The 23,260-nt window shown below is 36.8% G+C and carries 16 protein-coding genes and 1 pseudogene; 4 read left to right on the forward strand and 13 right to left on the reverse strand.

The annotated features are described in order from the left end of the window. Positions 1 to 289 precede the first annotated feature (289 nt). Complete coding sequence (locus IV514_RS07085) at positions 290 to 1,057, reverse strand: transporter substrate-binding domain-containing protein (RefSeq protein ID WP_206484260.1); 768 nt, start codon at positions 1,055 to 1,057, stop codon at positions 290 to 292. 414 nt (positions 1,058 to 1,471) lie between these two features. Further along, complete coding sequence (locus IV514_RS07090) at positions 1,472 to 2,905, reverse strand: serine hydrolase domain-containing protein (protein ID WP_206484261.1); 1,434 nt, start codon at positions 2,903 to 2,905, stop codon at positions 1,472 to 1,474. A 123-nt stretch (positions 2,906 to 3,028) separates the two neighbouring features. Here IV514_RS07090 and IV514_RS07095 point away from each other — a divergent pair, with 123 nt between their 5' ends. Beyond that, positions 3,029 to 5,020: a winged helix-turn-helix domain-containing protein gene (locus IV514_RS07095; protein ID WP_206484262.1), complete on the forward strand. Its 1,992-nt coding sequence runs from the start codon at positions 3,029 to 3,031 to the stop codon at positions 5,018 to 5,020. A 271-nt stretch (positions 5,021 to 5,291) separates the two neighbouring features. Here the strand turns inward: IV514_RS07095 and IV514_RS07100 are convergent, their stop codons facing one another. Next, on the reverse strand, positions 5,292 to 6,452 hold the full coding sequence (locus tag IV514_RS07100; RefSeq protein WP_241242240.1) for an esterase: 1,161 nt from the start codon (positions 6,450 to 6,452) through the stop codon (positions 5,292 to 5,294). 368 nt (positions 6,453 to 6,820) lie between these two features. On the opposite strand from IV514_RS07100, the pseudogene IV514_RS17465 reads away from it, so the two are divergent. Both IV514_RS17465 and IV514_RS07105 read left to right on the forward strand, forming a co-directional pair. Next, positions 6,821 to 6,892 (forward strand): annotated as a pseudogene (locus IV514_RS17465) (endonuclease III); the annotation flags it as partial. Between the two features lie 162 nt (positions 6,893 to 7,054). Further along, positions 7,055 to 7,750 carry a hypothetical protein gene (locus tag IV514_RS07105; RefSeq protein ID WP_241242241.1) on the forward strand — a complete coding sequence of 232 codons (696 nt, stop codon included), beginning with the start codon at positions 7,055 to 7,057 and terminating at the stop codon, positions 7,748 to 7,750. A gap of 426 nt (positions 7,751 to 8,176) precedes the next feature. On the opposite strand, the gene IV514_RS07110 is transcribed toward IV514_RS07105, so the two are convergent. From IV514_RS07110 to IV514_RS07130, 5 genes are all read right to left on the reverse strand, one after another. Further along, a complete protein-coding gene (locus IV514_RS07110) occupies positions 8,177 to 8,887 on the reverse strand; it encodes a VOC family protein (RefSeq protein ID WP_206484263.1) in 711 nt (236 codons plus the stop codon). A gap of 133 nt (positions 8,888 to 9,020) precedes the next feature. Beyond that, the gene (arsJ, locus tag IV514_RS07115; RefSeq protein ID WP_206484264.1) at positions 9,021 to 10,223 is read right to left on the reverse strand and encodes an organoarsenical effux MFS transporter ArsJ; all 1,203 of its coding nucleotides are present in this window, start codon (positions 10,221 to 10,223) and stop codon (positions 9,021 to 9,023) included. Positions 10,224 to 10,232: 9 nt separating this feature from the next. Next, entirely contained in the window at positions 10,233 to 11,243 is a 1,011-nt protein-coding gene (locus tag IV514_RS07120; RefSeq protein WP_206484265.1) for an ArsJ-associated glyceraldehyde-3-phosphate dehydrogenase, read from the reverse strand. Between the two features lie 33 nt (positions 11,244 to 11,276). Beyond that, positions 11,277 to 12,299 (reverse strand): ACR3 family arsenite efflux transporter, encoded by a 1,023-nt coding sequence (gene arsB, locus IV514_RS07125; protein WP_206484266.1) that lies wholly within the window; start codon positions 12,297 to 12,299, stop codon positions 11,277 to 11,279. 11 nt (positions 12,300 to 12,310) lie between these two features. After that, positions 12,311 to 13,072 (reverse strand): metalloregulator ArsR/SmtB family transcription factor, encoded by a 762-nt coding sequence (locus IV514_RS07130; protein WP_206484267.1) that lies wholly within the window; start codon positions 13,070 to 13,072, stop codon positions 12,311 to 12,313. 159 nt (positions 13,073 to 13,231) lie between these two features. Here IV514_RS07130 and IV514_RS07135 point away from each other — a divergent pair, with 159 nt between their 5' ends. After that, positions 13,232 to 13,648 carry a VOC family protein gene (locus tag IV514_RS07135; RefSeq protein ID WP_206484268.1) on the forward strand — a complete coding sequence of 139 codons (417 nt, stop codon included), beginning with the start codon at positions 13,232 to 13,234 and terminating at the stop codon, positions 13,646 to 13,648. 33 nt (positions 13,649 to 13,681) lie between these two features. On the opposite strand, the gene IV514_RS07140 is transcribed toward IV514_RS07135, so the two are convergent. From IV514_RS07140 to IV514_RS07160, 5 genes are all read right to left on the reverse strand, one after another. Continuing rightward, a complete protein-coding gene (locus IV514_RS07140; protein ID WP_206484269.1) occupies positions 13,682 to 15,736 on the reverse strand; it encodes a fused MFS/spermidine synthase in 2,055 nt (684 codons plus the stop codon). 141 nt (positions 15,737 to 15,877) lie between these two features. Further along, complete coding sequence (locus IV514_RS07145; RefSeq protein ID WP_206484270.1) at positions 15,878 to 19,015, reverse strand: Ig-like domain-containing protein; 3,138 nt, start codon at positions 19,013 to 19,015, stop codon at positions 15,878 to 15,880. 106 nt (positions 19,016 to 19,121) lie between these two features. Continuing rightward, positions 19,122 to 20,777 carry a diguanylate cyclase gene (locus IV514_RS07150; protein WP_206484271.1) on the reverse strand — a complete coding sequence of 552 codons (1,656 nt, stop codon included), beginning with the start codon at positions 20,775 to 20,777 and terminating at the stop codon, positions 19,122 to 19,124. A gap of 437 nt (positions 20,778 to 21,214) precedes the next feature. Beyond that, positions 21,215 to 22,198, reverse strand: a complete 984-nt coding sequence (locus tag IV514_RS07155; RefSeq protein ID WP_206484272.1) for a sensor domain-containing diguanylate cyclase — start codon at positions 22,196 to 22,198, stop codon at positions 21,215 to 21,217. 763 nt (positions 22,199 to 22,961) lie between these two features. After that, a complete protein-coding gene (locus tag IV514_RS07160; RefSeq protein WP_206484273.1) occupies positions 22,962 to 23,249 on the reverse strand; it encodes a cytochrome C oxidase subunit IV family protein in 288 nt (95 codons plus the stop codon). Positions 23,250 to 23,260 lie beyond the last annotated feature (11 nt).

Consider the following 23,260-nt stretch of genomic DNA (forward strand, 5'->3'; position numbering starts at 1 on the left):
CTATTCATTCTTTACAACGATAACATCAAGTCGCTGTCTCAACGATGAATGTTAGATTATCACTCTCTTAACGCTGGGTTAGTCAAACTTCAGCCGTATGCAAACCAAAATGTGGCGCGTGTATTATTGAAGATTTGTGCGAGTTTAAAGAGAATACAGACTAACACTTAGTCTGTTTTGAACAGGCTACGAACGTTGAAGAATCCAGAAGTATATTTATGTTGAATAATTAAAGGTTATTTAATTGAGTGAAAGTCACAAATGACAATATTAAATCAGGGCCACTTTCTTAACGCGGCAGCCAATCTGGAGCACCGTACTTATCTAAAATACTCCTGAGCTGACCAGACTTCCGCATTTTCATTAAACCTAAGTCAATTTTTTTTATCGTTTCTTTATTAACCGAACGATGGTAACCAATATAAAGTGGTATAAAATCACCTTCACTTCCTACATATTTCAAGTTAAATAATTTTTCTTTTTTTATTTCATATTCAACATTGAATCGAGAATCGACTAAAACAGCAATGCGTTGTTTATCTAACATATGTAAAGCAGTACTTAAGGGGGACGTTCCTGTTGCCAAATAGACCTTACTATTTAGAGAGTGCTTTAGATTATCAATTTCTTCACCATACTCATATCCCTTGATTAAACCTAACGTATTTCCTTGCCCTAAATGCAGCTTTAAATCATCTATTGAAGTAAACGTCCAATTAGAAGAATTATGGACGTAAAAGTCATTCTGCCAGCCACCAAAATATTGCTGACTTGGTTTTAAATTAAATTTATCGATATGCATTGGTGTGAGCGCAAGAACAGCATCAAGTTCCTTTACTTCAAGAAGTTTAAGTGAACGTATAAATGGCAAGACGGTAAAGCTAATTTTTAATTGCTCTTCTTCAGCGATTAAATTAATAACCTCTATCAGAATACCTGGATTATCTTTATTGTCACAAACGTAGGGGCACCAAATATCTGAGGCAATATTCAAAGTATCGGATGCTAATAGTTTGAACGGAAATAATATGAAGCTAAAAATTACTAATTTGAACAAATTTAAAATCCTTTTCATAACGTATTAGTATTATACCTAAGCCTGGATGTTAATGTAGTATAAAAATCCCCCCTTAAATAACTTAACTATTAAACAAATAAAAAAGTAAAACAATTGCCGATGTTTGTAACTTGGTTGAAAAATCTAAAATAGATGCCTACTAGGTTTGAGAACAATAACACTTTAGTTCTGTGCTTTAGTTCTGCAGCGTAATAGCTTGTTTATCAGATAATAGGCACTGATAAACAAGCCTTGCTAAACCTCATTTAGAGCAAATGATTATTATGCTAGATGCATTCGATGAACATTAAGCTATTGATTTACAAAATATTATATAACATTTATTAAAATTATGCCCTAAACATAAAAACAATTTTGGATGAAAATACCAAAAACGACGTTAATTATTTTCCATTAGAATAGTTGATTAAATTTAGCGATTATAGGATCCGCAGCAAAACTGTGGTTAGACAAAACAACTAGGGTATAACCAGAATCAAGATTCATATCTAGTTGAGAACTAACGCCAGGGAATGAGCCATTGTGGCCCACAATTCGCTGACCATTACTTTCTCTGACAATGAAACCAAACCCATAATTTTCAGCACCAAGCTTGGGTTTCGCTGTCATAGCTAATTCAGTCATGTGCTTATTTAACAACTTATTTGAAGTGAGTGCTGAAGCAAATTTGAATAGGTCATTTGCAGATGCATAGCATCCACCAGCAGGATCTCCTTTTCTAGCATGAATAAATAGGTTGTTTCTCCACTGTTGCTTCTTGCCATGATAATAGTAGCCAATGGCCGCATTTTTTACCGGATATTGCAAGTCTAAACACTCTGCACCAACCATTTCGGCAGTATTAAACACTTCTTCTTCTAATACATCGTAGTAGCTAGATTGAGTAATGTACTCAATGATCATACCTATAATAAACATGCCATCACTGCTATATCGATAGTTAGTGCCTGGGGAAAAATTGAAAGAAATATTCGACAACTTCTCAAGGCAGTTTTCCCAAGAGTCAATAATTGAGTCCTCTCCTTTTTCACATTGTAATTGGCCAACGCCAGAGGTATGAGAAAGAAGGTGCTGTATCTGAACTTTTTCAAACTCTGGCGACTTACCTTTGATGTTAAATAGTGAGTGTAATGGTGAACTAAGAGATAACTCGCCGCGCTCAACTAATCTCAGTATCGTGACAGCAGTGAACATTTTGTTCATTGACCCTAAGTTAAATCTCGTCGCTGAGTTAATAGGCGCGTTAAACCGTTTACTTGCCAGTCCTACAGACTTTTCAAGCAGTATCGTATTGTTTTTTGCAAGCAAAATGGCCCCTGAAAACACATCGTGCTGACCTAGCCTTTCTATATAGCGAGTCAATGCAGATATCGCTTCATTGGTTGTTGGCTTTATTTGTGGAGCGTTGATATCAGGTACAGCTCTTAATCTCATTCTTGATAACTTATGTGGTGCCTGGTTTGAAATCGTCATTTCAACTCGATAGACAAACTCGGTATTTTTTGAGTGTAAAAAAGCATCCATTCGAAAAGAGTTTTCCCCCTTCGAAACCTCTTTAATAGATTTATACTGAAGCTCACCATGAAAAAAACTCTCTGCCGTTAAATAATCAGCATAATTTTCAGCACCACCAACGCGTTGGATCGTCCCCTCGGTAATATTGGCCTCTACAAACTTAAGCATTTCATGATAATCATTTGAATTTATTGCTTTTGTTAAATTAAAAGCCATTTCTTTAGCGATAACATTGTGATTGATAGTAACTGCACTTGCCCAACAATTAACAAAACAAAGCGCAGCAAAAAGTAGTATAGATTTAGTTCGCATTTTTTTACCTTTCTATATTAAAATGTCGAGCCTATTTTATTCATTGGTCACTGATACAAGTCGATGATGAAAATGATATTTCTGCGTGATTTTTTTGTTAAGTTGATTACTTAAGGTGTGTTTGTGTCTGTTTTATCTTTAGAACAATTATTTGAAGCCCCTTTTTATATTGAAAAGTTTTTAGTCGATGCGCAACGAAACACGATATCTATCAATGATACGGTTCACACTATTGAGCCTAAAGTCATGCAAGTGTTATTGTTTTTAACCGTCAACAACAACAAAGTAGTCAGTCAGGAAGATTTATACAGTGAAGTATGGCCCAATTCAGTTTTTAGCCCCGGCTCTATTAGAAGATGTATTGCGATCTTACGTAAAATAATAAGCAATGAAGATCAAGACCTTATCAAAACAATCTCCAAAAAAGGGTATTGCCTTAACGCAAAAGTAACATTCAAAAAACGAACCAGTGGGATCACTCAAAAAATAATCGTTGGTTTAGTTACCATGATGGTTGCTTTTATAGTTGTGTTTTCATTTAGTGATGATAAAACCCCACCTTTTCAAGTGCGAGAAGCCCTTCCTGTCACATCAACAGAAGATCTAGAATTTAATGCAAAAGTATCCCCTGATGGCGCTAAAATAGCATTTTTAAGAGTCTCGAAAGATTCTTTAAATTTACGAACACTTTGGATTAAAGAGTTAGCTTCAGGAAAAGAGCAAATAGTTGTTAATAAAGATATTGCCGAGTTTGACTGGTCTCCTAAATCCGATGCGTTAGCATTTTCCACATATGCAAATCATATTGAACAAATTTACCTTGTTGATATCAATACCAACGGGCCCACTCATTTAGTGACGTCGCTAGAAAAAGCACATCGCATTAGCTCACTCAACTGGCAAGCGGACAAAAGTTTACTTACATTAACGAAACAACACGACACTGTCGGATTAATCAAAATAAATATAAATACCGGAAAGATCATCACGCTCAAAGAGTTTAATCATACATTTATCCCTTATGAAATTAGTGTCGATAATACTCATCACCAGCTCGCCATCGCCGGTTTTGACTATCAGGGCATTAGTCAAATTTACTCTAGCTCTCTTGAAAGCGACAATATTGAACTAACAGAAGTCGTCAAACTAGATAACAATAGGTATTTTTTAGCTTGGCATCCAAACGGGGCGTCTCTGGTAATTAGCGATGGTCGTTTACTTAGCCAAGTTGATACAAATGGAAAAATATCCAGAATCAATTATGACAGTTATGACTTTGTTCAACACCCTCAGTTTACTCCCGATGGCAACAACATTTTATTCAGTTTAGCTAAGATTGACATCGATATTGAGCAAGTATCATTAAGCAACTGTTGCGAGCCAACTAAGTTAGTTGACTCAAACACCGTCGATAGAGAAGCAGCTCTTTCTCCAGATAAATCTAAGCTGGCATTTATATCTCAACGAAAGGGCTATCCACAAATTTATATTCTGGATTTGGCAACTCAGTCAACTTACTTAGTTTATGAAAACAAAGAGAAATTACTCGGAGTATCAAGACCTGTTTGGCATGCTAGCAGTAAAAAACTGGGTTTCTCAAATTATGAATTTCCTATCGTCATAAACTTAGAAAATAAAAACTATTCGATAAAATACTTCAGCAAACCACATGGCATTTTAACTGATTTCTACCATAACTCTGATGAAATACTTGTGTTAAGTCATCATGCCAACCGACTACAAACCATTAACTTACAAACTGAAAAAGTGACTCATCAACAAGCTAATAAGACTCCAATAGCATTTCTCGATAAAAATGAGCAAGTTTGCTTCGTGAAATTAGATACACTACTTTGTGGAGATAACACAGTAAACATTGAAGGCTTGAGTACTAAGGAACACATATTACACTGGGTTAAAAGCGGTTCTGAGCTGTTACTCACAACTCAAAGTGATAATGATAAATCGCTCATCATTGTCGATTTATCATCAAAAAAAATCAAAGCCAAACATACGATACCGTCATTTGTGACTAGGGTTTTAGCGATAAAAAATAATAATATTTTTTATGAGTCGCAATACAAACAAAAGGACATCGTCTTGTTACATAACTAAAAATGGGGAAATATCAATAGCAAGGAGTCAATATACCAAGCTCAAAATGAGGTGAATACCGCTTGAATCATTCATCTTTAACATCAATTCCAATAAACTTTGCGATATCATTCGCAATAGCGGCTATATCTCTATAAACCGCATTACATACGACTGAATATGGTTGACCATCTATGGTTCGCCATATGATTCAAAATGCTCGATAAGATCCTCAGTGTTCATCATTTAATCCTCCTCATACAACATATTGCTAAAACCTTATCATTACAGACTAATCTTTTACCTTAGCTTTCAATTCATTCAGGTATTGTAAATGTTTATTTTGGTGCCACTGCACCATAGCTTTAGACTTTTCTACCGCAACCGACTGAACATCAATAGCTTTTTTGATATTACCTTGTTCTGCGTAAGCTTTAGCTAAGGAATAATATGCATACGCCGATTCAGGATAAAGCTCGGTTGTCTTTATATAAATAGCAAGCGCTTTACTTGGGGCTTTTTCCATTAAAGATTGAGCTAATGCCTTGAGAGAACCTTCTGCGGATACACTAAAACCATATTTTTCTTTAGAAAGTTTTTCATAATAATTAACAATGGCATCAGGCCCTTGCATAGAGATAACAGAGTCAGGTGATAAGTCATTGTGAATATCGTCAAATAAAGCTTCAATCCCATTGAGTAAAGTGATTATCGGGCGTGACATGTAATAGTGATTTTCATTACTATTAGCAGACCATTGCAATTGATCGTCAGGTAATTTCTGTAACTGGCTTTCAAACTGCTTAAAAGCATCCACATGAGCTTTTTCATAATCATGGTTCCCAATAGTCATATATAAAAATTTCGTACCATCATATTTTGTTCGCAATTTATCAGGCGCATCCAATACAACATTGCCAAAGTTATTACCTAAAGAGGGGCTAGCGATGAGATAGGCATCAAACATTTCTGGTCGATTAAGCAAGGTGTAAAGCCCAAGTGCCCCGTTACTCATAAAGCCACTATATATTCTGTACCCATTAGTTCTGTACTTTTCATCTACTTTTTTCAAAATTCCATCTTGGAGAATGTTGAGTATGGTTTCGTCCTGTGGGTTTTCAGCTAATTGGTTAAAAGCTGCTGCAAATTCCGGATGATAAGCAGCAGGGTTTACAACGATTGTTTTTAACCAAGGCCATTCACCATTATGGCTAAGCCAATCTTGCATACCGGTAATAAATGGTTGGCTTCTAGGGTGTATGTCAAACAGCACAAAGTATGCTTTGTTTTCATCCTCATTATATTGATGGGGTAACGTAATATTGTACTTTATCGGTGTTTTAAACCCTTTTGGTAATACTTCAATGGTTTCTATTGGGTTTAACGTTTTAATATCAACAGCGAAACTACATGTTGATATTAATAGCAGTATGCCAAGTAAAGTAGACTTCATTCTTTCGTCCTTAGTTATATTTTTATTATTGTGGCAGTAGATACCAAGTAAATGTTCGAGTTATCAATTTTTTGTGGCAGAAAACAATTTATAAATGCTTAGCTCGCACATTTCTATGCAATGCAGCCACTCTCTTTTCTACTTTGATAAAAAAGTATATTAAATCCATGTTTTAATGGTTTAAGTCAACGATGAAAGCGATATTTTTTCATGATTTTTTTGTTAGGTTAAAAGAGTTAAAGTGCGTGTGCTGCTCTGTAACTCTTATTCATGTTTAATTTAATCACAGAGCTAGTAAGTTATTGCTTGAATAACAAAATATTAGTGATACTTAACTTTACAACATGGTTGCCACTCTGCGTAGTATCAAAAAATTTAAATTCGATCTACACCACTGGTTAGTTCTGCACGGCCGCTATGTCTATATGGCTCGCAAGTAAAAGTATATCGCCTGTATTATTGAAGACTTAAGTGAGTTTGAAGATAAAAACGAGTAGTACTATGACTTATCTGAGCCAATTTCTGTAAATAAGCTATACTGGTTAGCCTACCCCATCAATAGGTTTGGCCATGTCCTAAGCTCACCTATTTCAGGAGCTAAGATGATGAGCAGATCAGATAAAATGCAGTTTAGCCGTCAACGGCGCACAGTGATTGCCGGCGTTGCCGCCCTTTCAAGTTACCTCATCTTGCCGACTGTATCTTATGCGAGCTCCAAAAAACCGACATCAACAGGGAGAGAAAGAATGGATATTGATCGATTTGTAGAGGATTGTGTAATTGCTAATAAAGAGTCGGACGCACAGGCTGCTGTTAAGGAAGTGTTGGCAAAAGCCGTTTCGACTCCAAACACAATTATCAATGCGCTTGGCGAACCAAGTAAAGCAGGACTTAACGTGCTTTTAAGTTCACCTACTCTCACAATATTTGCTGCAACCTGGACACCTCAAATGAACTTGATGCCCCACGATCACCTGATGTGGGCAAATATCGGGATTTATACCGGGCGAGAAGACAACATTTTCTGGAAAAGGTCTGCAGATGGTATTAAAGCGTATGGCGCAGAAGCTTTATTTACCGGAGATGCAACGTCCCTACCTGACAACGCAGTCCATTCTGTTACAAATCCATTATTGAGATTCACTGGGGGAATCCATATTTACGGTGGCGATTTTTTCAATACGACAAGAAGTCAATGGGATCCGGAAACACTCAATAAAGAGCCTTCAGACGGCGCGGTAATTCGTGGGATTTTCCAGCGAGAAAATGAACGACTAGGCATAGACTCAAACGGCTGAACGAGTCGTTAATTATCTAATATTATTGAACATTTCGAAGCTTAGGAACAGAAAATATCAGCTTAGATTGTAGAGCTAGCTTCCCCGTTATCAACTTTATCGAATGTCTGCACAAAACAGTTCATTAAATTGTTTAAATGGCGATTTCATCGATTTCTATTATCTTTCAACTCGCCAACAATAGGAGTTGTTTCCCATATCAACCGCGTATCAAATTGCACCAAATTAACGCTGAACAAAATGTCGATTTAGTTGAGCAAAGCGAGTTAAGCACTTCCCAAAAGCGTTTACAGAAAAGACTGAGTAGTTGACCCCACTTTGAGCAATTGTGGGAAAGTCATCCAAGCATAGGATGGAGCCTAAATCACACTTTCACAAAATAAGGATTTAGACAGCCATACCACTCAATAACTTTTCTTCAACTGCCTAATCATTGATCACTAACAGACCTTTAGGGGTATTTAACGTGAGACTCATTTTTTGTGATCCTTTCGTCGCCCTTAATTTTGCGCCAATTTTGATTAGAAACTCGTTAAGTGCTGCTGCTTGCGGATGCACTAAAGAGAAAAGTGCAAAAGTATCATCAGAGCCATTACTTGAGATAGCAGGATGCTCACTCCCGAGCCAATCGATAACATATGGTGTTAGCTTCCCAAACTGACTTACATCAAAGCCAATTACTCGCCAGTTTAAAACAATACCATCTGGGCGAGTACGACTACTTGTTCCAATATTATTGTACTGTATCCCTAAGCTGTTTAACTTAGCAGAAAGTTTATCCATGTAATTGGTTCCAAGCACATAATAAAAAACCTTTGCTTCTTTAATATGATCCAATTCCTTAGCATACGCTGGTAACGTGCCATCAGCTACTCGACCGAAAATTTCAAGATACATACAAGCGCCGATTTTTAATACATAATTACCTGTCACACCATTTTCATGCCTTCCACCAAACTGAGGCTTTAAGCCTGTCATTTCTGTAAATAGTTTTACCCCTTGTTCTAACTGAGGAACCCCAATGGCAACATGATCAATCCATATGTCTTCTTTTTGATTTTGGCAACTATGCTCTTTAGCAAAAGAAGAATGAGCAAAAATAAAACAGAACAATAAACATATTGTTTTCATATTCATTTTTCTTCCTTTCGAGTTTATATATGAAGCGGGAATTAAATTTTTAATTACCCTAGAGTGTAGGCGCTACTCATTTCACCTGCCAATATTATGCAGAGTCATATGTTAAAACGACGACATGACCTTAATGGAATTAACGAGGTAATTTTGACGAGATCCCCCCCGCTACAAACACAAACAAACAAGAAATTGCCAAACAAGCTGTCAGACCGTATAACTGAAATACCCATCCAGACAAAACTGTACCGATTAAACGTCCCATAGCATTTGCCATATAATAAAAGCCAACATCAAGCGAGACACCATCGGCATCTGCCATACTGACAATTAAGTAACTATGTAACGACGAATTGATCGCAAACAGCACCGCAAATACGATTAAACCAACAATCAATGACACTTTGATTGACCAGTCAAAATATAACAAGATAGTGATAGCTAGCGTCACCACAGCCAATAAGCTTGCCCATTTCACTGTTTCTTTAGCGGGTGATAATGTTGCTTTGAAATTGATCAATTTAGGCGCCAGTGACTGTACAATGCCATAGCCAATGATCCAAAGTGCGAGAAAACTGCCAACAGTCCAATGATCCCAAGCAAAAGCCTGTGAAAGAAACACCGGTAATGCCACCACAAACCAAACATCCCGCGCACCAAATAAAAACAACCTGGCGCCAGATAAAAGGTTAATGGAACGGCTTTTAGAAAAAATATCCGTAAACTTAGGTTTATTTTTTGCCTTGCCTAAATCATTACTCAGGGCATACAAGCTAAAGCACCAAACAATCGCTAAAACTCCCGCCATTAGCAGCATGGCAGCGTTGAATGACATCAGAGTTAACAACAAGCCACCTAAGAAGAAACCAAAGCCTTTTAGCGCATTTTTCGAGCCAGTTAAAACAGCAACCCATTTAAATAAAGTGCCTTCTTCTCCTGCCGCAACCAGCATTTTAACTGAACTTTTAGCGCTCATTTTGTTCAAGTCTTTGGCAATTCCAGATAACGCTTGAGCAATCATCACATAAATAACAGTTAACCACGGCTCTGGCACGGCAAGCATTAACAAAGCAATAATTTGTATGGCTAAACCAATATTCATGGTTTTATTGAGCCCGATCCTAGCCCCTAAATAGCCACCGACTAAATTAGTGATCACGCCAAAAATCTCATAAAATAAAAACAACATCGCAATACTTAATGGCGAATACCCTAAACCGTGAAAATAGAGCACCACTAACATTCGCAGTGCACCATCAGTTAAGGTAAAGACCCAATAATTGCCCGTGACAATTAAGTATTGCTTAATATCGTCTGATAATGTTGCCAAGCGTTCCATAACCTTCTATTAACCTTGAATAGATAAAGCGACTTTTCGCACAAGCTCAGCGGTTCTATTAGCATAGCCCCATTCATTGTCATACCAGAGATACATTTTCACCTGTGTATCGTTAATCACCATAGTAGAGAGTGCATCGACAATGCTTGAGCGTGGGTCTGTTTTATAATCGATAGACACTAAGGGTTTTTCTTCATAACCTAAAATACCGCTAAGCTCACCTTCTGCGGCTGTTTGCATCCAGCTATTTATTTCTTCAATACTGGTTGAACGCGCAACTTCAAAAACACAATCGGTTAAAGAGGCATTTGCTAAAGGTACTCGCACCGCATGACCATTTAATTTTCCTTTTAATTCGGGAAAAATATGGGTAATCGCCGTTGCCGAGCCGGTCGTGGTAGGAATTAAACTCATGCCGCATGCTCTTGCTCTGCGTAAATCCTGATGGGGTGCATCCAGTATTGTTTGGGTGTTGGTAATATCGTGAATCGTGGTCATCGAACCGTGTTTAATGCCTATGTTATCTTGCAAGACTTTAACCACAGGCGCTAAACAATTGGTCGTACAAGAAGCCGCCGTGACGATATCATGTTGATTAGCATCATACAGATAATCATTAACACCCATCACGATATTGAGTATCCCCTCCTCTTTTACCGGCGCTGTCACCACAACTTTTTTCACTCCTTGTGCTAAGTAGCCTTGCAGTAATTCGGTTTTCTTCATTTTACCTGAAGCTTCGATCACTAAATCACACCCTGACCAATCGGTATCACTGATCGATGTGTTCTGGCTTACCGATACTGCTTTACCAGCAATAATGATATTTGCCTCATCATGCTTAACGTCAAAGTCCCAGATACCATGCACAGAGTCATATTTTAATAAATGAGCCAAGGTTTCTGCGTTACCTGCAGGGTCGTTAATTTGTACAAACTCTATATCTTGCCAGGCAAATGCAGCTCGTAAGGTCAGCCGCCCCATGCGCCCAAAACCATTGATACCTATTTTAATTGTCATGAACTAACTCCTAACTTTTAAAAACCTAAATAATTAATTTGTAAACCAATGTCTTGTTTTATTCACTATGGCTACAAGCGATAACATCACAGGTACCTCAACCAATACGCCAACCACAGTCGCTAATGCCGCACCAGAATGTAATCCAAAGAGGGAAATCGCGACAGCTACAGCGAGTTCGAAAAAATTTGATGTACCGATTAAACAGGCAGGAGCGGCAATATTGTGCCTAAGTTGCAGTTTGAAAGCGATGAAGTAAGCAAGAATAAAAATACCATAGGTTTGTAAAATCAAAGGAATAGCGATTAACACTATATTAAATGGTTGCTCAACAATGGTTTTGGCCTGAAAACCAAATAATAATCCTACGGTTGCCAGTAGCCCGAGAATAGAAAACGGTTTTAATCGTTCCAACAATACTGAAATTGCATCTTTGCTTCTGGTGGAATTATTCAGCTTTTCTCTGGTAATTATACCAACGATCAAAGGCAGTAAAACATACAGCACTACGGAGATGAATAACGTCTTCCAAGGTACATGAATATCTGTCACCCCAAGTAACAGTCCAGCAATGGGAGCAAATGCAAAAATCATAATAATATCGTTCACTGATACTTGCACCAAAGTGTAATTCGCATCCCCTTTAGTTAGCTGAGACCAGACAAATACCATCGCAGTACAGGGCGCAACACCAAGTAAGATCATACCTGCAATATACTCTTGTGCAGTTTCAGGCGAGACAAATTCACTAAAAACACCTTCAAAAAATAACCAACCAAGCGCAGCCATAGAAAAAGGCTTTATCAGCCAATTCACGACTAGGGTTAATATCAAACCTTGTGGATTTTTACTCACTTCTTTTATCGTTGAGAAGTCAACTTGCACCATCATTGGATAGATCATCAACCAAATAAATACTGCTACGACCACATTCACATGTGCAACTTCTAATCTTGCTATCACTTCAAACAATGGTGGAAATACAAGGCCTAAAGTGACACCCACTATGATTGCAATCGCAACCCAAAGAGAGAGATAACGTTCAAATATTCCCATGTTTACTATCCTTAATTACAACAGTTTGAAATACGAGTGGGCCGATCGCCCATCGCGGTTAAACGGGCCAATTCTTGCTCGATAAAGATAGGTTCATTCACCACGGTTGAAGTGATGGTTTGTTTCATCCACTTAGGTAACATAGGATTAATTGAATAAAATACCCATTGTTGATATTTTCTATCGGACAAAATGCCCACCTTTTTAAGCTGAGCTAAGTGGCGAGATACTTTAGGTTGGCTTTGTTCATCCAAGGCTATCATCAACTCACATACACACACTTCTTTCTCAATCGCAATAATTAATAAGGTTTTCAACCGTATCTCGTCCGCTAATGCTTTATAAAAAGTGGTTGGGCTTATTGATGAGCTGTATTGCTGATCCTGTTCGCACAAAAATAGTGTAATGCGTTCATTTAACGCTTGCAGTGTTTTCTCTAAAGCGTTGCTACCAGAACGATCTCTGGGCTTTTCAATATCCCAGGTCAGAAAATGACGACTTTTTATTCTGCCATCACAGGCATTAGCGGCGTTATTATCAAGCGCAATGACAACATCAAAATAGTCACTTGCTATGTCATCTATATGCGTAGCGCATAATCCATCTGTTGGTAAGCCAAATTGCTCAATCGCTAATAGTGTAAGATCATCCACTTTATTTGGCATGATGTCTGCGCTGTAGACATCATAGTTATTTGCACCATGGTATTGTAATAGCGCTTTAGCCATAGCGGAGCTGTCAGAATTTGCGGTAGAGAAAAAGAGCACTTTCATGGTGTATTATTTAATAACAATTTTGTTATATAATAAATTTGTTATATATTAAAATCCATCACTTTTATTAAGTTATCTTCGATAAAAGCTTTTATCTGTAGCATCAAAGTAGCACTGCTCTATAATGGACGTCATGTTTAATATACCAAGGATTATTGTATGAAATTACTACACACTATGGTGCGCGTATCCGATCTTGAAGCTTCTTTACATTTTTATTGTGATCTTCTTGGTTTGGAAGAAGTTAGACGCAATGAAGTACCTGAAGGCCAATTCACCTTGATCTTTCTCGCCGCAAAAGACAGCGAACATGAAATAGAACTTACGTACAACTGGGACTCTAGTGAAACTTACACCAACGGGCGTAATTTTGGTCATATCGCCCTAAGAGTTGATGATATTTATCAAACTTGTCAACGTTTAATGGATGCTGGCGTCACCATTAATCGCCCTCCTCGCTGTGGGCACATGGCGTTTGTTAAATCACCTGATGGCATTTCTGTCGAGTTATTACAAGAAGGTCATCTTCCACCACAAGAGCCATGGCTTAGCATGGAAAACACCGGCAGCTGGTAACCTTACTCAACAAGCATTACTAAAGTGCATTAATCACTTTAGTAATGTGAATAAGTTACTAAAATCATCGGTCCAAACAACGGTTTGATGACCAGTACTCGGTAACTGACTCTGGTAAATTTTTGTTGGCGCACTGGCAAGTAATGCTTGATTATTCGTTAGCCACACCCATTCGGTATCATGACCATGCGCCTTATCAGCTCGGCTATTAAAATAACGTAATGCTTTATCCGTTTGCGCTGCTATCCCTTGCATTAAAGGTAATAAATTTAAATGACTATTAGAGACATGAATAACAATCACCCCATCATCGGTTAAGCGTTGCCAATAAAGCGCCATCGCTTCAAGGGTTAATAAATGCTGTGGAATACTATCACCTGAAAAAGCGTCAATTACCAGCACATCAAACTGAGTGTTATTGCCCTGCTGCTCAGCCTGCCCAAGTTCGTTCGCTAATGATAAACGACCATCCCCTTGCACTATGCTGATATTCGCCTCAGAGTCACTCAAATAAGAAAAGTACTGCTCGGCGGCACTCACGACAGCTGGATTGAGTTCATAAAATCGGTAACTATCACCCGGCTTACCGTAAGCGGCTAATGTACCGGCACCTAGGCCAATAAACCCCACTGATAACGCTTGGTGATTTTGTTGTTTGAGCAGCGACATTTGCTCAAGAGCAATAGCCACTCCGGTTTGTGCACGATAGTAACTTAATGGAATACATCGTTTACTCGCCTCTAACGATTGCGTGCCATGTGACGTAGTGCCATCAATTAAACGCCGTTCATTAATCTCATCATTTTGAATATCTTTTACGCTGAGTACACCGTAAAAGTTTCGGGCGTTATAAACATCATTTTGCAGATATTGTGAATTTAACTGCCATAATGCGAAACAACAAATTACAGCAAACATACCGCTGGTTAGCACAAGTTTATTGACTTGTTTATGAGGTAAAAAAGCCGCATAAGCAAACAAAACAAACACCATGACTATCGCTAGCGGAAATTCAAGAAACTGTACAAATAAAGCTGGCGCAACAAATGCCACCAACAAACTGCCTAACACACCACCTAAAGCAATGATGAGATAAAACCAAGTAAGCTGAGACACACGAGGTTTAAAAGCCACCAACTCACCATGACAAATCATACAAGCGGAAAATAAAATACTCGAATACAACACCACTTGAGTGGTAATGCCAAATTGTGAGCCAATAAAAAACATAAAAATAGCAATAATGGCACTTGGCATAAACAAGAGTAACCAATACCAGCGTACGTACCATTTAGGACTATGAAAACAAATGATAAAACTCAGTAAATATAAACAAAGTGGTAACACCCATAAAAACGGCACAGGTGGAATGTTTTGTGTCATCGCATTAGTAGTCGCTACCAGCAACACTACTCCGGTAGCTGATAACGCTAACCATAACAACGGATGATTATTTTCTTGTGTATTCTCACTGTGTAAATGATCGTGATTTACCGGTTTATCATCAATTTTATGACGATAAACATGCACCATTAAGCTGCTAAGACAGACAACATAAAGTAGATAAACCAGCGACCAAATACTGGTTTGCTGCAAGCTGGTGAGCACAGGTTCAATGACAAAAGGAAATGAGAGCAAGGCTAACAACGAAGCGACATTAGATAAAGAGTAAAGCTTGTAAGGAAGCTTTTCTTGTTCGACTAAACTAAACCAACGCTGTACTAATGGTCCCGTTGATGACAACAACAAATAAGGCCAACCAATTGCCATCGCCAACATCAATAAAATACTCAACAACGGCTGCTCAGTGTGACTGACAACATCACTGTTGATAGTGCCGATAGGTAAAAATAGCACACTCAATAGCACAATTATCGCGTGTATTTTTAGCTGTAAGTTAATAGATCGTGCTTTGCTAAGTAGATGAGCATACAAGTAGCCAAACAATAAAAATGTTTGAAAAAACAATAAGCAAGCAGTCCAAATAGCTGCACCACCACCAAAGATAGGCAAAATAATTTTCGCAATCAATGGTTGTACTTGAAACAATAAAAACGCACTAAGAAAAATGGTAATTAAAAACAGCATAGCTCACCTACAAAAGTTTTAAGGCGCTATTTAAAATCATCACTCTCAATAAAGCAAAGGATTCGTAAATAAATAAAAGAACTGTCAAGATGACAGCTCTTTTATACTTATGATTTTCTTAGTCAAGATAGATATTTATCTTTAATTGAACGAAAAGAACATCCTCTGCCTTCGTAAACGAGTAAGACCAATTAAAAATAATAACAGCATGTAGCTTATACTACCTCCACCACCACTCGATTTACTCTTTGCTACGACTGCAGTTTTAACAGTAAATGTTACCGATCCTTGTACACTATTTTTGCCATCAGTAACCTCATAACTAAACGAATCTGTTCCTGAATATGCATTGTTAGGGCTGTAAGTAAAACTACCATCGGTAGATAAACTAACTTCACCATTTGATGCATTATTTAGCAAAGTATATTGTAAACTATCACCATCCACATCTGTCGATGCTAATGAACCAGTGTATGTGCTATTATGATTTACCGTAGCCGTTAGCGTTTGTGCTACTGGCGCATCATCTACCTGCTCAAATGTGAGATAAATAACCTGCTGAGCAACTCCTTGTTCAGAATCAGTCACTTGCGCAGTAAACGATGCATCACCAAAATAATCACCTTCAGGTGTAAATACAAAGTGGCCATCACTTTGCATTGTTACTTTCCCGTTATTGCTTGAACCAGCAACAGCTGAAAAACTTAATGGTTGTCCATCCACATCAGTAGCAGTTAATTGCCCTTCGATATTATTATCTTCGATTCCTGCAAAGGTAGCTTCGTCAATGACAGGCAAATCATTAACACTCTCAACTGAGATAGTGATTAACTTACTGGTCATTTCACCATGGCTATCAGTAACAGAAACAACCACACTATCATCACCATAATAATTCGCATTAGGTGAATAAGTGAATTCCCCTTGATCATCGAAACTTGCCGTACCGTAACTTGCTTGCTCATCAATAGCATAACTTAATTGATCACCATCAACGTCGATAATATCTAGCAGTTCAACAAGTTCAGTATCTTCATCCGTATCCATATGAGCAGTAATAATATTAGGCGCATCATTTACAGAAAATATTCGCACTTTAACTTCTTGTTCGATGAAATTTTCATGGGTATCCATCACTTTCACGGTAAAACTATCTTCCCCAAAATAGTTATCCGTGGGGGTGTATAATTCATTAGCGACAGATATAGTCCCGTTTACAGGCGCACTAACGACTTCATAACTAACCGGGTCGCCTTCTACATCTTCCACAATATCAGCAAGACTCATTGTGGAATCTTCTTCAATTTCTACAAGAGTGTTTAAAAAACTAGGAGCCTTATTAATTTGAAAAAACTTCACTTTGCCCAAATAGCCAGTTGTCACTAAAACATAATCTGACTCTATTTGAAAACTTGCGTTGTCTAATTCCCCGTTCTTCACTTTTGTTGTTGATATCAACTTAGGTAATGTAGCCTCAGAAATATCTACTAATGAAAACGTCTGACTACCAGCCACAAGTAGATACTTATCTATTACTTCAGCCTCTTGAAAACTTGATATACCTGAAAGTATACTAAAATTAGATGTGACATCTTCTAGCTCAAAATTAATATTCAACTTTTTAATGTTTATTTGATTTTGAACGAAAAAATAGATGTAATCATTTACAGTTAAAACTCTCCGATAACTTTCGTTGACTTCAATTGTTTTCTTGAAGTTAAGTTCGCTTAACAAACTCTGAGAGAAAATATGAATTTTATTAGCTTCACCGCAAAGGTCGGAAACAATAAGTTCATTGTGAATAAAACTCATTGAGCTTGGGCACGAGTTATCAACATCAGGAAAGTCCACTGTTTCATATGAGTCATAAAAAGCATAACGGTTGTCAATGTCATATCTAATTATTTTATAACCATCATTATAAACTAGCGAATATATAAATGAGCCTTGTCGTATAGTATCAAACACTTGATTAACATCACTCGTCTTACTGTTCAATTCAAAAGATGTGTCACTTATTAGAGAATAATGTGCAAGTTCTCGATTTGTTTTAAAAATAAAGTCTTCATCATATCGAATAATCTCAGTTGCTTTATTTTCTAAAGAAGTAACCTTGAACATATTATCAATATTGGTAAAATCGACTATGTCTACGTAAGAGTATCTAGGTAGATAAAGGTAATTTTCATTTATCGCTGCTTTCCCCAAAAAACCACTTTGGTTATAGTAAAAATTTATTGCAGTTACTGAATTATCCTTAAGTTCAACATCAAACAAACCTTTTTCTCGGGATAAACCAACTAACTGATCACCAATCCAGGTAAAATCGTTGAGATTATCAGAATAGGTAAAATATTTATTCACTAAATATTGAGATACTAACGGGATAACTTGATTTTCATTTGAAATTTCAAAGGCTCTAAATCGACTATTCCAAGAAAAGGCATATAAGATATTATCTTTATATGTGAGTTTTGATATTGAATAATAATCATCCAAGCCGAAATCGTTTAGAAACTCTATCCCCTCCTCTTTTAATTCCACTAAGTAAATATGTCTATACTCACTCAAAACAAATTGATTACTACCTTTATACACAGCATCTTCGATATAACTTAGCCCTTCATATTCACCTTTGTTGACAAGAGTAAAATCATCGAGCGAATATTTTTCAATTACGGCACTTGCTACACTGTTTCGGTTCAGTTGGTATAAATAATAAAGATTAGAATCATCAATAAATAAATTTCTACTTGAAATATACGTGTTATTGTCATAATCATCACCTTGGGAATGAATAACATGCTCAAGGTTAAAGTTTGTGCCGTCATAGGTTATATTATAAACTTTACCGTTAGAATCAACAACATATAAGGAATTCTCATCTGATGTAATGGCATTATCCCCGTATGCATCAATTGAGATAGAGTACACTCTACTAATGTTTATTGGGTCGGATAGGCTGTAGATAGAAAAATTGTTATAGGTCTGAACGACGAGAAAGTCTTTAAAACTATGAATAGCGTACACTTGGGCAAAGTGTTCAAAATCAAATTCAATTTGCCCAAGCAACGCCTCACTTCCTGTTAAATTAGGATCAATAACGTCAACTTGATTTGAGCTTGTTTTTATATAATATAACCCTTGGATCTCTACTATCTGCTCGTATATCCCAGAGCCCCATTCTCCTTTTTTTAATAACTTAGCTTCTTGAGCATTTGCAGTATAACTAAAAAAAGTACTAGCTACTGAAAATAAAAAAATCAGCAAATTTTTCATACATAATCCATTATTTATTGTTAATTATTATTTCTAAAGGCGCACATATTACACAATAGAAACATTTTTTCTACAACAAAATAACATCTTTACATATTCTTAAATTTTACTTAGCGATTTTACAAATGTACTCTGGGTCAGTACAAAACTTGTCTCTACCACTTGATTTTGCTTGATATAGGTGATTATCCGCCCTTTTCAACGCGGTACTAACATCTTCATTCAATTTCAACACTGTATAGCCAATACTCACAGAGATCCCTCTATCTTGAGCCAAAAAAACGAAGGTTAACTGACGTACAGCTTCAAGTAATCTATTGGCTAAATTAAACAAACCATTTTTATCTGCGCCAGGAACTATAATGGCAAACTCTTCGCCACCTAGGCGACCAAGGGTGTCCTGCTCTCTTAAACAAGCTTCCAAGCTACTTGCAACGGCTTTTAATACCTTATCACCGGCATCATGACCACAAGTATCATTAATTTGTTTAAAGTGATCCAAATCCAACATCATCAAACCAACATCATAAGATAATCGCCTTGACCGATTAATTTCTTTTTCCGTTTGCTGAAAAAAGGCCATGCGATTGGCAACACCGGTTAAACTGTCGGTATAGGCTAGCTTCTCCAAATATCTTTGATGAGTAACGTTCTGTGCGATACCGCGATACCCCTGAAATTCACCAGACTCAGCATAATAGGGTTTACCACTAAGTGTAAGGTATACTTTCTCCCCATTAAGCATATTGAGTTTGAATTGAATTGTTTCAAACGGCTGATATGACTTGAAAGCCTTAACCAACTCGTCTTTTGCTTTAGTATTTGCTCGTTCATCTATATCAAGAGGCAATTGTTGAACAAAGAGTTGAGCATCCTTAATTCCTAGGCACGCTATGAACTCTTCAGATACCGACACTACATTACCGAACGGGTCTAAACTCCAAAGCCAGTCAGTTACTGACTCTGAAACATGCTCAAGCGCTTTGTCTTTTTCTTCTAATAGCTTATGTAGTTCTAATTGAGTCTGCTCTAAGTCATTAGTACGCTTTTGTAATTCTGTAGTACGCTGCTCAACCATATTTTCTAAAGATACTGCATGTTTATGTACCTGACTCCCCATATCATTAACAGCAACTTTTAACATGGCTATTTCATCATTGTTATTAGTTTCAAACAGCAAAGGTTGAAATGGGCTATTCGTGTTAAAAGAATGTAACCAATGTGCCATCTGCACAATATGAGTGATAACAGCACGGTGAATTAATAAAAGTATAAAAAATGAAACAAAAAACGTTTTTACCGCTTGTGATATGAGTACCAAGTAAAATTTATCCAGTACTTTTTGTTGAACAACTTGAGGATTGGCAACCAAAATAGCTTTACCAATCAAATTATGATGATAATTAAGGTCAAACTCTCTTCTTAGTGCTGTATTTTTTGGCTGCACGCCAGCTTCATATTCCTTACCAAACGAGGTTTTTATATACGCGAATGCGATACCCTCAATACTAATAATACCTTGTAGTTGTTGGTTAATCACAGACTCGTTAAAATCCCACAAAATTGTTGCCATACTAGCTGATTGAGCTGTTTTAACCATATCCATCTTTTGGTTTAGTTGCTCAATTTCATTTTGATAATCAAAAATAAGCTGTAAAACAGTGATAATAAGCGTAAAGAGTCCGCTGATCAGAAGAATTTTGGCAAGTAAATGTAGTGAAAGCTTGCTAAAAAGTATTTTATTTTTCTTCACTATACCCATTTAAATCCCTTTAATGTATATAAAAATGACTTCTAATAATATCAATCAAAATGAAGTATATTGCAATACAACAAGTTTCGCACAATTAACTGAATCATAACATACAGAGTTCAACTTCTAAGCAAGTCGAACATTCCCTCTTTAATAGTGAAAGGGGAATATTATCACTGCTATTACTCTTTTAAATTTACTTATTCAAAAAGTTTAAGATTTACTAAAACCATATTGATAATATCGTTATATATCTCTATTGATACCGTCGACTAAAGATATCGCAGACTAAATATCACAGGAAATTTTCATCAATTGCTTCATATATACCTTTATATGTAACTTCAAAGAAGTTCATTCAATCAATTTGATATGTTGGATTGCAAATATGTCATTTATTTCTACAGCAAGTACTTTACTGAACAGAAAGCTGGTACCAAGCCTATTTATTTTGGTAATTGAACGCCGTTATAGGTAATGGTATTTCTGCCTTTTTCTTTACTCTGATACAAGGCTAAATCGGCACTTTTCAATAATTCATAAGGTTGGTTACTTGGGCTAGGCAGCACCGAACTAACACCAACACTAATGGTCACTTTATCCTCATTACTTAAATGACTTTGCATATCAAGTTTAACCACTGCAGATATCAATTTTTCAGCAATACTAATACTCGTATTTTGACTGGACTCAAGTAGAATAATGAACTCATCACCACCATAGCGAAAAACTCTGTCGGTTGCGCGACTTGCCACTTGCGTTGCTACCTTTGCAATACTTTTCAAGCAATCATCACCAGCCATATGCCCAAAGCTGTCGTTATACTCTTTAAAGTAGTCGATATCAAAAATGATCAATGCAATTTCTTTTTTCTTTCGCATCGCGATGCGCCAAGTTCGTTCCAACTCCAGATCAAAGAAGCGTCGATTATAAACCTGCGTTAAACCATCTGAATAAGACAGCTGCTCTAATTTCCTGTTTGCCTGTTCAAGCGAAGCAACGAGCTGCTCTTTTTCATTAATTAAGTTTGTAAGACGAGTAATATCAAACGCCATCCAAACCACCTGTTCGATAACGTCATCCGCGGAATGAAAAGGAAAAATGTGAGCTTCAAAATAGCGTTTGCCAACAGGACCTTGTGTGCCTTTATAACCTTCAACATCATCGTCAGATAAGCTATAACGATAAGTCACCAACTTAGCACTTCGAATGGCAAGGTAAATTTGTTTAATAAAATCATCCGCAATATGTTGCGGCAAAACTTGATGTAGCGTTTTACCTATCAAATGACGAGCATCGTGATACATTTCACGATTATGACCGCCTAATACATCGATGTACTTACCATTGTTATCAAGAATAAAACACGGATCAGGGGTCGCTTGCAATAAAGCATTTAACAACTGAGAGTCTGTACTAAAATCTTTCATAATAAATTACTAGGTAACTCATCTTTTAATGATATGACAAAATTCAACTAACGTATATTAAATCATTACCCGTTACTGTTCTGTTGCCCAGGGCACCCTTATTAACTCCTAGCCTATGTTTCATTAAAAGTGTACATCATTAGCAGCATAATTTTATACTCACGCTGTTTGAGCTAAATTGCCGCTAGTATTGTCTAAATAACAATCTCACGCTTGATTGGTTACTTCATTAACCAGTTAATTCATTATGCAAGAGCAAATCAACAACCACGGGAAGGTACAAATATCCTTCAGGCGTCCAAATATGGATGTGAAGTCAACAGATGATTCATCTAACAATTAGGGGTTACATTGGCATTGCAATCAGTTTGGTACGACTATATGACTCAACAGTGATTTCATTTAATAGTTCATGTTCTTGCAGAGAGCATTTCAGCTCTTGTTCAAGCTCTATAATGCGCTTTTTCTGCTCAAATAATTATTGCTAGTGCTTACTATTACAGCCATAACGTTGTAACCAGTTATCAAGGTAATATTAGTTGAAAAATCGAGCCGCTCAGCAATACTTGTGGTGGAATAATCTTTTTCGGCGACTTATTTAACAGCCTGTATTTTAAATTTTTCAGGACACCTTTTAGTACCCATTCATGCTCCTAGGACATAAAATTTACAAATTATTTATGTCCTAAGAGAGTCTGGATGTTTCAGTTGTTAATAGAAGAACTTTTTGTTAGAAAGGCTTGCCGTAAATAAAGATTCTTATCTAAGAGATAGTTGTTATCAATACTAACTGCGCAGCAAAAATATCACATACTAATACCAACATAGGAAAGAAATAAAAATAACTTCTTACCAAGTTTTTAATAGTGCTATTAGCTTTGTTCAATTCCATAAAATGATCAATAACTAATCGGCCTTTAAAGGCAATAGAGAAGCAAATAACAGCAGTTATAAAATGGCTTTGAGCTACCGTTTCAGCAACTAGAGTATTTAACAGCGTAATGACCATTAAAATCAACCAGGCTAAGTCTAGTTTTGATAACTTTTTCATCATCATTCCTT

Source organism: Thalassotalea sp. G2M2-11 (assembly GCF_017168195.1).
Taxonomy (GTDB): Bacteria; Pseudomonadota; Gammaproteobacteria; order Enterobacterales; family Alteromonadaceae; genus Thalassotalea_E.